Origin of the sequence: Hyphomonas sp. TMED31 (genome assembly GCF_002172815.1) — a bacterium.
In the GTDB taxonomy this organism is placed as follows: Bacteria; Pseudomonadota; Alphaproteobacteria; order Caulobacterales; family Hyphomonadaceae; genus Hyphomonas; species Hyphomonas atlantica.
In genome coordinates this window covers 1-13,904 of sequence record NZ_NHCK01000053.1, presented here as the reverse complement: position 1 = coordinate 13,904, position 13,904 = coordinate 1, and the positions used below count along the sequence as shown (strand labels likewise).

Below are 13,904 nucleotides of genomic sequence, written 5' to 3'. Positions count from 1 at the left end.
CCTGTGTGCCGCCGGGTAAGTCTTGACGAATGCTGAGGCGCGGGCAGCTTGGCGCGGAAAAACAGCAAAGGGAGTCCAGCCATGGCGCAGCCGAAGCAATTTGAGCAGATCATTCTAGACATCGAGGATGGAATCGCGACGCTCACCCTGAACCGGCCCGACAAGATGAACGCTTTCACGGGCAAAATGATGTACGAATTGATCGAGGCGTTCGACATCACCGATGCGGATGACAGTGTTCGCGCCGTGATCGTGACGGGTTCGGGAGACCGAGCGTTTTGTGCTGGCGCGGACCTTTCCGAAGGAGCCAAGACATTTGATTACGACAAGCGGGCTGAAGATGGAGAGGCCGGCCGCACCGAAGATGTAGACATCCAGCGTGATGGCGGCGGGCGTGTGACGTTGCGTATCTTCGACAGCCTGAAACCGGTGATTGGTGCCATCAATGGCGCGGCAGTGGGTATCGGGGTTACGATGCAATTGCCGATGGACATTCGGATCGCGGCCGACAATGCCCGGTTCGGCTTTGTATTCAATCGTCGGGGCATTAACCCGGAGGCTGCGTCCAGCTGGTTCTTGCCGCGCCTTGTGGGAATTTCGCAGGCCCTTGAATGGTGCTATTCTGGACGCGTCTTTCCCGCTCAGGAAGCGATGGAGGGCGGANTGGTTCGCTCAGTTCATCCGCAGACAGAATTGATGGATGTCGCGCGTGCAATGGCACGTGAGATTGCCGACAATACTGCGGCTGTCTCAACGTCTCTCACACGCCAGATGATGTGGCGCATGCTCGGCGCCAGCCATCCGATGGAGGCTCACATCGTTGACTCNGCTGCCATCTACTCTCGAGGGAAGACGGAAGACGCAAAGGAGGGTGTGATGAGCTTCTTGGAGAAGCGAAAGCCGGTCTATCCNGTNAAGGTGTCCGACGGNATGCCGAATTTTTATCCTTGGTGGAATGAGCCCGAATTCAAATGGATCGGCGACAAGGATTGAGTCGCGATGACACCAGAAACGAGACTGATAGAGACCAACGGTATCCGGCTCCGCGTCGCGCTCGCTGGTGATGGGCCGCTCGTCATTCTCGTTCACGGCTTTCCTGAAAGCTGGTATTCTTGGCGTCACCAGATCGAGGCGCTGTCNATNGCGGGCTACCGTGTGGCAGCGCCCGATGTTCGNGGTTATGGAGAGTCCGACCGCCCCCATGCCGTAGAAGCCTACGACATGGAGAGCCTGACTGGCGACATTGCAGGTCTTGTGGATGCTTTGTCCCCGAATGATCCCGCTGTTGTGGTAGGGCACGATTGGGGCGCGCCGATCGCGTGGAATACCGCGCGCCTCCACGCCGGAAAGTTCAGGGCAGTTGCGGGTCTGTCTGTGCCCTACATTCCGCCAGGCGACGTGGTATTCATAGATGCAGCACGTGCCTTGTTCACGGATCGTGGACTGTTTTTTTATCAGATATACTTCCAAGACGAAGGGCCACCTGAGGCCGAACTCGAAGCGGACCCGGCGGAGNCGATCCGNAAATTCTATTATGCGATTTCGGGCGACGCGCCAGCAGGGACGTGGCCCATCGACAAGAAGCACGGCGACACGTTGCTTCACCGCCTTCCGGAGCCGGACATGCCGCTTCCGTGGTTATCGNAGGANGACGTGGCCTACTATGATGCCCAGTTCCGCAAGTCAGGATTCCGGGGGCCTCTTAACCGATATCGCAATTGGCACCGAGACCATGCATATCTGTCGGCTCATCCCTCTTCTCCGATCATCGGCCAGCCCTCCTTGTANATNGGCGGAACTGAGGATCTTGTCTTGAAGATGTTTCCCGGNGACATGATCGCCGCGATGAAGGAAAGCCCTCGCCGANCTCAGAGGGGCGGAGTTGCTCGATGGATGCGGACACTGGACGCAGCAAGAGCGGCCAGTGGAGGTCAGTGAACGTTTGCTGAGTTGGCTCGCCGAGCTCTGAGACTATTCGAAGTCTGCGCCATATCCCTGCTGATCGTGAGACAGATCGCCAAAGCGTGTGACATTCGAGTCGAAGGCGAGTTCGACCCGGCCNATGGGGCCGTGGCGCTGCTTGCCNATAATGACTTCAGCCTTGCCGTAAACCTGGTCCATCCGCTGGCGCCATTGGCTCCATTTTTCGTTGGACGCCGGATCATTCGGGTCTGCGCCTGGCTCAGTACGGGAGAGATANTACTCTTCCCGATAGACNAACAGAACCACGTCGGCGTCTTGCTCGATCGAGCCTGATTCCCGAAGGTCTGAGAGCTGCGGACGTTTGTCATCNCGCTGCTCAACGGCGCGAGACAGCTGTGANAGCGCAATGATTGGAACGTTCAAATCCTTGGCGAGGGCCTTCAAGGATGTTGTGATCTGGGTAATTTCCTGCACGCGGTTTGCGTTTGAGTTTCCGCTCGTGACGGTGATCAGCTGCAAATAGTCGATCACAATCATGTCCAGGCCGACAGACCGTTGCAGGCGACGCGCGCGCGCAGCCAACTGGCTGATCGAGATGCCGCCCGTGTCNTCGATGTAAAGCGGCAAATTCTGCAGTTCTTCCGTTGCCTCGCGGAGTCGCTCAAAGTCGCTCTTGTCCAAGTCACCTTGGCGAATGCGGTGCGTCGTGATGCCGGTGCGTTCGGCGATGATCCGTGTCGCCAATTGTTCGTTCGACATCTCCAGCGAGAAGAATCCTACAATAGCGCCGTCGACAGTTTTCTTGGAGCCATCGTCCTGCACCTCAGCGCGATAGGCTGCCGCCGCNTTGTAGGCGATGTTTGTCGCCAGCGATGTTTTNCCCATCGACGGACGACCAGCCAGAATGATCAGGTCTGAGCGATGCAANCCACCAAGCTTTTCGTCGAGATCGCGCAATACGGTTGGAATACCCGCGATCTTTCCTTCGCGCTTGAAAGCGGCTTCGGCGTTTTTCAGCGACTCGGTCAGTGCTTCGGAAAACGAACTAAAGCCNCGNCCCGAAGATCCACGCTCTGCCAGATCGAACAATTGACGTTCGGCGAGTTCGATTTGTCGCTCACCGCTTTCTTCAGGCGTCGGGTTCAGCGCGCGGCCTTGGAGTTCGCTNCCGATGCCGACCAGTGTACGTCGCATCGCAAGGTCGCGNATCATGCGCGCATAGTCGCCAACTTCAGGGCCGAATGCGGCGGAATCCAGCAATTGCTCAAGGTAACGGGCCCCGCCAATCTCTGTGAGCTTTTCGGCCTTTTCGAAATGCTCTCGAAGAGTGACGCCGTCAGCGATCCGGCCCTGCTGGATCATTGTGGCTGAAACGTCGAACAGTTCCTGATGGGCAGGTGCATAGAAGTCAGACGGCCGGAGGATATCGGCAACACGTTGATACGCGTTGTTGTCAAACAGAATCGCGCCCAGCACAGCTGCCTCAGCCGACAAATTGTGTGGTGGAGTGATCGTGGCGGCGGGGGCGTCATCAAGTGGCATCCGAGTCTTTTACCTCAGCCGGGAGGTGAATTCACGGACTTGTTGCGCTGCTGACTGCGCAATTCACACGTCGTCCACAAAAAAGGCCGCAGCTGTGAAAAGCTGCGGCCTTCAATTTTGTGCGAAAGCTGAAGATTATTCTTCGTCTTCGCCGCCAGCTTCTGCGCGCTCTGCAGCAGCTTCAGCGAGTTCGCCTGCCTGCTCTTGAGCGAGTTCCATGTTGGCGGCCTGTAGGGAAGCAACAATGTCTTCGCCAGCAGCCTGACGCTCAGCCTCTTCGGTCGAGCGGGCAACGTTTGCCTGAACTGTGATGGTCACTTCCGCGTGCAGGCGGATCGCAACGTCATAGATGCCGATAGCCTTGATCGGACGGTTCAGGCGAACGCCAGAACGCGGGATCTTGTGGCCGGCAGCTTCAGCAGCATCGGCCACGTCGCGTGCGGTAACCGAACCGTAGAGCTGTCCCGTGTCGCCAGCCTGACGGATCAGGGTGAAGATCATGCCATCGAGCGTGCTGCCTTCGGACTCGGCTTTCGCGCGAGCTTCAGCGTTGCGGGTCTCAATGGCTTCACGTTCCGCTTCGAAGCGGGCGCGATTACGATCATTGGCCAGCAGGGCCTTGCCTTGCGGGATCAGGAAGTTACGGGCGAAGCCGTTCTTTACGTTGACTTCGTCGCCGATCGTGCCGAGGCGTTCGATACGTTCAAGTAGGATCACTTGCATGTCGGTGTCTCCTTACTTCACTTCGAACGGAAGCAGGGCCAGCATGCGGGCGCGTTTAATCGCCTGAGCAAGCTTGCGCTGGTTCTTGAGGTTTACGGCCGTGATGCGGCTAGGCACGATTTTCCCTTTTTCAGAGATGTAGCGCTGCAGCAGTTTCACGTCCTTGTAGTCGATGACCTGCGCGTTCTGACCGGTGAACGGGTCGACCTTGCGGCGACGACCGAACGGGCGGCGGGCAGGGATATTCGTGATGTTCAGTTTCTGAGCCATTTCGAGTGTCCTTCCCTAGTCGCGACGGCGGTCTTTGCGAGAAAGAACCGGGGATGGCTCTTCGCTCAGTTCTTCGACGCGAATGGTCATGTAACGCATGACGTCGTCAGAGATGCGCAGGCGGCGCTCCAGCTCGTGAACCGCGTCGGCAGGGCCGTCGATGTTCAGAAGGGAGTAGTGGCCCTTGCGTTGTTTCTTGATCGGATAGGCAAGGTTGCGCAGACCCCAGTACTCGGTCTTGCCAACTTTTGCGCCTTTTTCCTTGAGGAAGCCGCTCAGTTCTTCGACGAATGTCTCGACTTGAGCAGGCGAAATGTCAGGCCGTGTGATCACGACATGCTCATAAAATGCCATATTTTCAGTCCCATAGTAGAGCCATGCGGCGCCGGACAGCGGGAAACTGCCTGGCGATGGCCCCCCTTCATCTGGCTCATTCCAGTTTACCAAGGGCCGCATGCCTGCGAGTGAAGGCGGGTGTAAAGCGCATTTGCGCCTGTTTTTCAAGCGCTTGCTTACATTCGCGGTCACCTTTAACCACGGGCGCAATCTGGAGAATACTGACATGAAAAAGTTTGCGCTGATCTTTCCTGGGCAAGGGAGCCAGGAAATCGGAATGGGTAAGGCACTGGCGGATGCGTTTCAGTCCGCGCGGGACGTGTTTACCGAGGTAGACGAAGCCCTTGGCCAGGACCTGTCAAAGCTGATGTGGGCAGGAGATATTGAAGAGTTGACGCTGACAGCGAATACGCAACCTGCCTTGATGGCCCATAGTGTTGCAGCGGCGCGTGCGCTAGAGAGTGAATTTGGTCTGTCGGCGAAAGATGCGGCCTATGTCGCCGGTCACTCGCTCGGTGAATATTCCGCGTTGGCTGCGGCAGGTTCGATTGGCTTGTCTGACACGGCTAAACTGTTGCGCATTCGTGGCAACGCGATGCAGGCGGCAGTTCAACCGGGCGAAGGCGCGATGGCAGCGCTGCTCGGGGCTGACATCGACCAGGCTGAAGCAGCTTGCGCAGCCGGACGCGAAACCGGGGGGGCGTGTGACATCGCCAATGACAATGCACCCGGACAGTTGGTCATTTCTGGCAGGAAGGACGCGGTGGAGGCGGCCTGCGCTCATGCGAAAGACAATGGCGTCAAAAAAGCGATGCTGCTGAACGTTTCAGCACCGTTCCATTGCTCGCTGATGCAACCCGCCGCTGATGCAATGGCGGAAGCCCTTGCAGATGTTGCGATTTCCAGCCCTGCGACTGAGCTTGTAGCAAATGTGTCTGCCAGTGCAGTGAACGACCCTGAAATTATTCGTAAAAACCTGATATCGCAGGTCACAGGACGTGTGCGCTGGACCGAAAGTGTGCAATTCATGGTGGCTCAGGGAGTTGAAGCAACCGGCGAAGCAGGCAATGGCAAGGTTCTGACGGTCATGCAGCGCCGCATTGAAAAGGCGCTGAATGGTTTCACGCTCGGCACCCCAGAGGATCTGGAAGCCTTTGCAGAAGCAATGAAGGGATAAGGTAGAATGTTTGATCTGACCGGGCGTACGGCCCTTGTAACCGGCGCATCAGGCGGCATCGGCCGGGCCATCGCTCAGGCATTGTCAGAGGCAGGCGCGAAGGTGGCGCTGTCCGGCACACGCGAGAATGTGCTGGAAGAGGTCGCTGGTACGCTGAAGGGCGAGACGGCCATTGTTCCATGTAATCTTTCAGACGCTGATTCTGTTGATGGGCTGGTTGGGAAGACGGAAGAAGCGATCGGGCCGCTCGACATACTGGTCGCCAACGCCGGCATAACGCGCGACAAGCTGCTGATGCAGATGAAAGATGATGACTGGAACGATGTCCTTTCGGTCAATCTGGGCAGCTATTTCCGGCTCACCAAGAGTTGTGTGCGAGGCATGATGAAGCGCCGTCATGGTCGGATTATCGGGATCACGTCAATTGTAGGTGTGACCGGAAACCCGGGGCAATCCAATTATTGCGCGTCCAAGGCCGGGATGATCGGATTTACCAAATCGCTCGCGCAGGAAGTTGCCAGTCGCGGCATTACTGCCAACACAATCGCACCGGGATTTATCGAATCCCCTATGACGGATGTGTTGCCGGAAAAGCAGAAAGAGGCGCTCTTGGGCCAAATTCCAGCAGGTCGGCTGGGGCAGGGCTCTGACATCGCTGCCGCCGCCGTTTATCTCGCGTCAGATCAAGCCGCCTACGTCACGGGACAGACGATCCATGTGAATGGTGGCATGGCAATGATCTGATTTCACAACAGCAAGCTCCACTCATAGGACTTGGCGCTCGTCCCAAGTGTATGCTAGGCGCAACACAATGGTTCGAATCTGGGCCAGTCCTCAGGCATTTTCAGAGAGGTACTCATGTCTGACGTTCTAGAACGCGTTAAAAAAATTGTTGTCGATAATCTCGACGTGGATGGTGACAAAGTCGTCGAAAGCGCAAGCTTCATCGATGATCTGGGCGCTGACTCGCTGGACCTGGTCGAACTGGTCATGGCCTTCGAGGAAGAGTTCAACATCGAAATTCCGGATGACGTGCAGGAATCCATCCGCACGGTTGGTGATGCGGTAACGCACATCAAGGCTCACATCTAAGTTTCGGGTACTNTATGTCAGACCGCCGCGTTGTTATTACCGGAATCGGGATTGTCTCGCCGTTGGCCAATGGTCGCGAGGCAACTTGGGAACGCCTGATTGANGGCAAGTCTGGAGCAGGGCGTATTGATACGTTCGATCCAGAAGACATGCCGTGCAAGATTGCGTTTCAGGTTCCGTGGGTAACAGGTCGCGGTGGCGGCGAGGGGGACCCCAACGCGTTTGATCCGGATAAATACCTGTCTCCGAAGGAGATACGCCGGATCGACGAGTTTATTCTTTACGCTATTGCTGCAGCCGATGAGGCCGTTGAAGATGCGGCTTGGAAACCTNANGATGATGAAGGTCAGGAGCGCACNGGCGTTTTGATCGGATCCGGTATTGGTGGCCTTGAGTCGATCTACAGCACAGCAATCACGCTTCACGAGAACGGGCCGCGCAAGGTGAGCCCGTTCTTCATCCCCTCTGCCCTGATCAATCTGGCTTCCGGNCANGTATCTATCCGGCACAANTTCAAAGGGCCNAACCATTCTGTGGTGACNGCNTGNGCNACAGGCGCNCACGCCATTGGTGACTCTGCGAGACTGATCAAGTTCGGCGACGCCGATGTCATGGTCGCAGGTGGTTCCGAGGCGGTGATCGGGCGAATTGGAATTGCTGGCTTCTGCGCGGCAAAAGCCATGTCCACGAATTTTAATGATACGCCTGAAAAGGCTTCGCGGCCTTATGACAAGGATCGCGATGGCTTTGTCATGGGCGAAGGCGCTGCCGTAGTGGTGCTCGAAGAGTACGAGCACGCCAAAGCGCGCGGTGCGAAGATTTACGCTGAAGTCTCCGGCTACGGCCTGACCGGCGACGCCTATCACATCACGGCCCCGGCCGAAGGTGCGGAAGGCGGATATCGGGCCATGAAGATGGCGCTGAAGAATTCCGGGATCGACCCGACTGAAATCGATTATGTGAATGCACACGGTACGTCGACGCCCAAGGGCGACGAGGGAGAGGCNGGCGCAGTCGAACGCGCCTTTGGCGATCACGCCAAGAANATGTCCATGTCTTCCACGAAATCCGCGGTTGGGCATTTGCTGGGNGCTGCTGGCGCGATCGAGACGGCGTTCTGCGCGCTTGCTATTCGCGATCAGGTCATGCCGCCCACCTTGAACCTCGACAATCCGAGCTTCGAAACAGTACTCGACCTTATCCCGCATAAGGCGAAGAAGGGACGCGTACGCGCCGCCATGTCCAATAGTTTCGGATTTGGTGGGACGAACGCTTCGCTGGTTCTCAAGGAAGTTCAGTAAGCCTGTTTCTCCGGGCTGGGGTTGGCATATAGGCTGGCACAGTCAGGATTCGCGAGGCGTTCATGAAATTTGTCAAAGCACTGCTTTCGTTGCTGGTGTTGCTCCTGTTTGTGGGCGGTGCCGCGCTGGGGGGTGGCTGGCTCTGGTTTCAGAATGAAATCACGAAAGCCGGGCCGTCGACACAAGAACATGTCTTTGTCGTTGCGCCAGGCGAAACCCTTTCTAGCGTCGCGGTACGATTGGAACAGGAAGGCATAGTCAGCGATGATCGGCTGATCAGGCTTAAAGCGCGACTGGACGGTACCGAACTCGCCATCAAGACCGGCGAATTCATACTTGAGCCTCAGGCAAGCATCGNNTCAGTCATGGACGTGCTGATCGAAGGCAAATCTGTGTTGCACAAGATCACATTGCCGGAAGGTCGAACGACTGCGCAATTGCTCAAGATTATTGAGACAGATCCCATTCTCACTGGCGCGATGCCTGAGACAGACGTGCCAGAGGGCTCATTGCTGCCTGACACGTATCTTTTCCAGCGCGGCACGACGCGAATGCAGCTGGTTGAACGCATGCAGAAGGCGCAGTCTGCAGTATTGGAAGAGCTTTGGGCCGGCAGGGCCGAGGATCTACCGATTGCGAGCCCGGAGGACGCAGTAATTCTTGCATCCATTGTCGAGAAAGAAACTGGCGTTTCGGGAGAACGCGCAAAGATTGCAGGCCTGTTTGTTACGCGGCTCAAGCGCGGGATGCGGTTGGAGAGTGATCCAACAATCATTTATGGCATCTCAAAAGGCGAGCCGCTCTACAACAAGCGTGGCCAGCGGCGCACGCTCTATCGCTCAGAAATTGACCGCAAGACAGACTGGAACACCTACCAAATAGATGGACTGCCAAAGACGCCAATCTGCAATCCGGGANGTGAGGCAATTGCTGCGGTCCTCAATCCGGATGAGACGGGCCACATATTCTTTGTGGCAGATGGCAAGGGTGGGCATTTATTTGCCAAGACGCTCGCCGAACACAATCGAAACGTCGCGGCGTATCGAAAATATGAGCGGGAAGAGATTCAGAGGGAGCGCGCTGGGGAATGAGCGTATTGTCGGGAATGACCGGCTTTGCCCGAGTGGCGGGCGAAGCCGATTGGGGGGCTTGGGCCTGGGAAGCCAAAAGCGTGAACGGGCGTGGACTGGATGTCCGGGTAAACACGCCTCCAGGATTTGACGGCCTGGATAGAGCTGTCAAAGCTATCGCAAGCAAGGCGTTCAATCGCGGATCCTTACAGGTGTCCTTGCGAATTGAANTGAGTGATCAGGCAGGCGGTGCCGNNATCGATGAGGNACTGCTGTCGTCGCTGAAAGACGCCGCAGAGCGCGCTCATGGCGGAGCGCTGTCGAGTGAAGCGATTGCGACGCTTATGACGATGAAGGGTGTGGTGGAAACCGGATCTACGAGCTTGCGAGATGTGGCCGCGGATGAAGGGGCCATGTCTTTGCTGCTAAATTCGGCAGAGCAGGTGATCAAGGAACTGGAAGTCGCGCGGCATGCCGAAGGTGTGTCTTTGGCGTCGATGCTGGGTGAACTGGTCGATGAAATGTCTGCTTTGACAGGTTCAGCGATTTCGCTCGCAGCGGATCAGCCGGCTCTCTTGAAAGCTCGACTCTCTAAGCAATTGGAAGAACTGGGTGCCGAACAAAAGATCGACCCCGACAGGTTGGCTGCCGAACTCGCACTCACTGCGGCAAAAGCTGACGTGCGCGAAGAACTGGATCGGCTGCAGGCACATTTTCAGTCAGCCCGGGTACTGTTGAGCAGCGGTTCACCGGTCGGCCGCAAACTGGACTTTTTGGCGCAGGAGTTGAACCGGGAAGCGAATACATTGTGTTCGAAATCCATCAGCCTCGATTTGACGAATGCTGGACTCAGCCTCAAAGGAACAATTGACCAGTTCAAGGAGCAGGCAGCCAATGTCGAATAGTGGACATCCAAAAGATAGCGGCAAACGCCGAGGGCTGATGCTGGTTCTGTCGAGCCCGTCAGGTGCGGGGAAGACCACGCTGGCAAGGAAGCTGATTGACGAATTTGAAGATGTGAACCTGTCTGTCTCTGCGACGACCAGACCGCCACGGCCGGGAGAGGTGGATGGGAAGGACTATCACTTCCGGTCCGTAGATCAGTTCCACGACATGATTGAGCGCCGCGAATTCCTTGAATGGGCTCACGTCTTCGACAAGTACTACGGGACGCCAAAGGCAGATACCGTCGCCAAACTGGAAGCAGGCGAAGACGTCTTGTTTGATGTGGACTGGCAGGGTGCTGACGCATTGCACGACCAGATGCCGAACGACGTCGTATCGGTTTTCATTCTTCCGCCGAGTATCAGTGCGCTGGAGCAAAGGCTGGCCGCGCGTCCCGGTTCGACGCCTGAGATCGTTGCGCGCCGAATGGAAGACGCCAAGCGCGAAATCATGCACTGGCGGCGATATGACTATGTGATTGTGAATGATGACCTGGAAGTTGCCTATCAGCGGCTCTGGCGCATCTTATTGACAGAACGGCTCAAGCGTTTGCGTCAATTGGACCTTGAGGACCATGTGCGCCAGCTTCTTGGAGAGGCTTGATGGATGACAAGAAAGACGGCCTGGGAAACGTCAAGGCGCGGCCTGTCTGGTTGATCGCGCTCATACCTTTGCTGGGCATTGTCTTCGGCGCATGGTTCGTGCTGAAATACCTTCTGTGACAACGAAAAAGCCCCGCAGTTTCCTGCGGGGCTCAACTTTAATCTGGTCCTGCAGGGATCAGGATTTGGACATGGCTTCCTGGAAGTTCTTGTCCACCGCTTCGATGAAGCCTTCGGTCGTCAGCCATTCCTGGTCCGGGCCGACGAGCAGGGCGAGGTCCTTGGTCATCTGGCCATTTTCAACGGTCTTGATGATCGTCTCTTCCAGTTTCTGAGCGAACGCACGNACATCCGGCGTGTCGTCCATGCGGCCACGGTGGTCGAGACCACGCGTCCAGGCGAACATGGAGGCAATGGAGTTGGTCGACGTCGCTTCGCCCTTCTGGTGGTTACGGTAGTGACGCGTCACCGTGCCGTGTGCAGCTTCAGCTTCCACTGTGTTGCCATCCGGCGTCATCAGAACGGAAGTCATCAGACCAAGCGAACCATANCCCTGAGCGACCGTGTCGGACTGCACGTCGCCGTCATAGTTCTTACAAGCCCAGACATATCCNCCNGACCATTTCATGGCNGCNGCNACCATGTCGTCGATGAGGCGGTGCTCATAGGTGCCGCCGAATTCGGCGAACTTGTCAGCGAACTCATTTTCGAACACTTCCTGGAAGATGTCCTTGAAGCGGCCATCATAGGCTTTCAGGATTGTGTTCTTTGTCGACAGGTAAACCGGCCATTTGCGCTGCAGGCCATAGTTCATGCTGGCGCGGGCAAAGTCGCGGATCGACTCGTCGAGGTTATACATGCCCATCGCGATGCCGGAGGACGGGAAGTCGAAGACCTCAAATTCCTTGGAATCGGAGCCGTCGGATGCTTCCCATTTCATGGTTAGCTTGCCCTTGCCCGGCACAAGGAAGTCTGTCGCCTTGTACTGGTCGCCGAAGGCGTGACGGCCGACAACGACCGGCTGGGTCCAGCCTGGTACAAGGCGTGGCACGTTGGAGATCACGATCGGCTCGCGGAAGACGACGCCGCCCAGAATGTTGCGGATCGTGCCGTTTGGCGAGCGCCACATCTTCTTCAGATCGAATTCCTCAACGCGAGCTTCGTCCGGCGTGATCGTCGCACATTTGACAGCGACGCCGTACTGCTTCGTTGCNTTGGCCGCATCGACGGTGATCTGGTCATCCGTTTCGTCGCGCTTCTGGATCGACAGGTCGTAATATTTCAGGTCGACATCGAGATAAGGGTGAATCAGTTTGTCCTTGATCATCTGCCAGATGATCCGGGTCATCTCATCCCCGTCCATCTCGACGATCGGGTTTTTGACCTTGATTTTCGCCATGTGCATGCTTCCTTTGCCATTCAAACGGTTTGGGCTCGGCTATAGCAGGTGTTTGGCCCGCGTCAAAAGAGCGGTTTGGCACTTCGGCGGTTCAGCTGTCATTCAGCCAAAAAGTGTTTGATCGACCGACGGATGGGGGACGCCGGGATGGTGATTTCAAGATTTCTGTTTGCAGGNCTAAGTCTGTGGCTTGGGATTNGTTTATCGGCGNCTGGCTATCCGATTGATGATCTGAGTCTATACGAGAAAGTATATCTGGAAGGCATGGTCACAAACTCGCCGGTGCTGATCATCGATATTGATCGAGCGGGCAACCGGGTAAAGGTGCAGGAAGATGACGGCTTTTCCAAATGGGTGCCTGCNGGTCGCATCATGTCGAAATGGGAAAACCGCACGGATGCCATGAAAAAAGTCGGCGGNATCGGTCTGATCGCCTACTGTGTCTATAAGGTTCCAGATTGCGACTCCGCACGCCTTGGCAGCATGCTGTATCAAAATGAGTATGTTCCNGGCGCCCCTCTGCCCAAGGTAGGAGGTGGCTTCGTTCCGTTCGTTTCTTCGCCACGCGATTCNGATCCGGCGCGGCAGGCAAAATCAGGCGGCGTACCTGATTTCATGAACCCCGAAACGTTCGAACGAATTCCCGGTGCCGCGCAAGATGGGGCATCCGGACAATCCGCTTCACTTCCACCGTCTTCGGATCTGTCGAAGTCGCCTGATGTTCCAGAAGTGGGAACGGTCGAGGCTGCAATTAATGCCGGGATGATAAGGTTTCATGTCGAAAATGGGTGTCAGGAGGCGGTGGAGATCGAATACGCATTGCAGACTCCAAACTTTCAACGGGCGTCTCCCTTCGTNATTGCGNTGGATCCCGGCGAGCGCAAAGGTGTTAAGCTTGGGCCCCATTCGGAATTTGATCGAGCATCGATTCTGTACATCCATGCTAAAAGCCAAGGCCACGAGTGGGGTGGGGCCGAGCTGATCACGATTGACGGCAAAACTCAGAAGTTCATGGAGCCATCCTATACAACACTCCCAAATCAAATTCGCCTCGTTCGACTAACTTGCGAATAGATGGCCCGGTAAGGGCAGCGATGCTTGTTGACGTTCCGGGGCTGAATGGGCACTGGAGGCTGCATGTCAAATCCTGCAATAATTCTCCATTCGCCGCAGCTTGGCGAGAATATCGGTGCCGCCGCGCGCGTCATGCGCAATTTTGGTCTTACAGATTTGCGCATCGTCACGCCGCGGGACGGCTGGCCGAACCCGGCGGCTGACACGATGTCCGCTGGCGCGTTCGAGGCCGGTGTCACAGTGCAGGTTTTCGAGAACCTCCCGGATGCGCTGAAGGGCATCACATGGTTGGCCGCCGCCACGGCGCGTCTGCGGGGAATCGAAAAGCGCGTGGGCGACGCTGCTGACGCCGCTGACGCCGCTTTCGAGCGTCTTTGCACCGGCCAATCCGCCATCATGTTCGGGGCGGAGAAGTCCGGCCTCCCGAATGACGCGGTGGCTGTGTCGGAC

15 protein-coding genes are annotated in these 13,904 nt (G+C 56.7%); 10 read left to right on the top strand and 5 right to left on the bottom strand.

Annotation, left to right across the window (positions count from 1 at the left end; translation table 11 throughout):
* Positions 1-81: 81 nt before the first annotated feature.
* Complete coding sequence (locus tag CBB91_RS08225; RefSeq protein WP_273013396.1) at positions 82-993, top strand: crotonase/enoyl-CoA hydratase family protein; 912 nt, start codon at positions 82-84, stop codon at positions 991-993.
* Positions 994-999: 6 nt separating this feature from the next.
* Entirely contained in the window at positions 1,000-1,938 is a 939-nt protein-coding gene (locus CBB91_RS08220) for an alpha/beta hydrolase (protein WP_273013395.1), read from the top strand.
* A gap of 33 nt (positions 1,939-1,971) precedes the next feature.
* On the opposite strand, the gene CBB91_RS08215 is transcribed toward CBB91_RS08220, so the two are convergent.
* From CBB91_RS08215 to rpsF, 4 genes are all read right to left on the bottom strand, one after another.
* Positions 1,972-3,465 (bottom strand): replicative DNA helicase, encoded by a 1,494-nt coding sequence (locus tag CBB91_RS08215; protein WP_273013394.1) that lies wholly within the window; start codon positions 3,463-3,465, stop codon positions 1,972-1,974.
* A gap of 135 nt (positions 3,466-3,600) precedes the next feature.
* Positions 3,601-4,188, bottom strand: coding sequence for a 50S ribosomal protein L9 (gene rplI, locus CBB91_RS08210; RefSeq protein WP_035552087.1), 588 nt, complete (start codon positions 4,186-4,188; stop codon positions 3,601-3,603).
* Positions 4,189-4,200: 12 nt separating this feature from the next.
* Positions 4,201-4,458 (bottom strand): 30S ribosomal protein S18, encoded by a 258-nt coding sequence (gene rpsR / locus CBB91_RS08205; RefSeq protein WP_027839724.1) that lies wholly within the window; start codon positions 4,456-4,458, stop codon positions 4,201-4,203.
* 15 nt (positions 4,459-4,473) lie between these two features.
* Positions 4,474-4,812 carry a 30S ribosomal protein S6 gene (rpsF, locus tag CBB91_RS08200; RefSeq protein ID WP_035552524.1) on the bottom strand — a complete coding sequence of 113 codons (339 nt, stop codon included), beginning with the start codon at positions 4,810-4,812 and terminating at the stop codon, positions 4,474-4,476.
* Positions 4,813-5,020: 208 nt separating this feature from the next.
* Here rpsF and fabD point away from each other — a divergent pair, with 208 nt between their 5' ends.
* From fabD to gmk, 7 genes are all read left to right on the top strand, one after another.
* Positions 5,021-5,971: an ACP S-malonyltransferase gene (fabD, locus tag CBB91_RS08195; protein WP_273013392.1), complete on the top strand. Its 951-nt coding sequence runs from the start codon at positions 5,021-5,023 to the stop codon at positions 5,969-5,971.
* Between the two features lie 6 nt (positions 5,972-5,977).
* Entirely contained in the window at positions 5,978-6,715 is a 738-nt protein-coding gene (gene fabG, locus CBB91_RS08190; protein WP_035552085.1) for a 3-oxoacyl-[acyl-carrier-protein] reductase, read from the top strand.
* A gap of 114 nt (positions 6,716-6,829) precedes the next feature.
* On the top strand, positions 6,830-7,063 hold the full coding sequence (locus CBB91_RS08185; protein ID WP_027839729.1) for an acyl carrier protein: 234 nt from the start codon (positions 6,830-6,832) through the stop codon (positions 7,061-7,063).
* 14 nt (positions 7,064-7,077) lie between these two features.
* Positions 7,078-8,364, top strand: coding sequence for a beta-ketoacyl-ACP synthase II (fabF, locus tag CBB91_RS08180; protein WP_273013390.1), 1,287 nt, complete (start codon positions 7,078-7,080; stop codon positions 8,362-8,364).
* Positions 8,365-8,426: 62 nt separating this feature from the next.
* On the top strand, positions 8,427-9,455 hold the full coding sequence (gene mltG, locus CBB91_RS08175) for an endolytic transglycosylase MltG (protein WP_273013388.1): 1,029 nt from the start codon (positions 8,427-8,429) through the stop codon (positions 9,453-9,455).
* Positions 9,452-10,339, top strand: a complete 888-nt coding sequence (locus tag CBB91_RS08170; RefSeq protein WP_273013387.1) for a YicC/YloC family endoribonuclease — start codon at positions 9,452-9,454, stop codon at positions 10,337-10,339. Before mltG ends, CBB91_RS08170 begins: the two co-directional genes overlap by 4 nt.
* On the top strand, positions 10,329-10,982 hold the full coding sequence (gene gmk / locus CBB91_RS08165) for a guanylate kinase (protein WP_035552075.1): 654 nt from the start codon (positions 10,329-10,331) through the stop codon (positions 10,980-10,982). Before CBB91_RS08170 ends, gmk begins: the two co-directional genes overlap by 11 nt.
* A 177-nt stretch (positions 10,983-11,159) precedes the next feature.
* On the opposite strand, the gene CBB91_RS08160 is transcribed toward gmk, so the two are convergent.
* Positions 11,160-12,380, bottom strand: coding sequence for an NADP-dependent isocitrate dehydrogenase (locus tag CBB91_RS08160; RefSeq protein ID WP_273013385.1), 1,221 nt, complete (start codon positions 12,378-12,380; stop codon positions 11,160-11,162).
* Between the two features lie 1,137 nt (positions 12,381-13,517).
* Between CBB91_RS08160 and CBB91_RS08155 the strand changes: the two genes are divergently transcribed.
* Positions 13,518-13,904 (top strand): RNA methyltransferase (locus CBB91_RS08155; protein ID WP_273013383.1); only part of this gene is annotated, 387 nt, incomplete at its 3' end.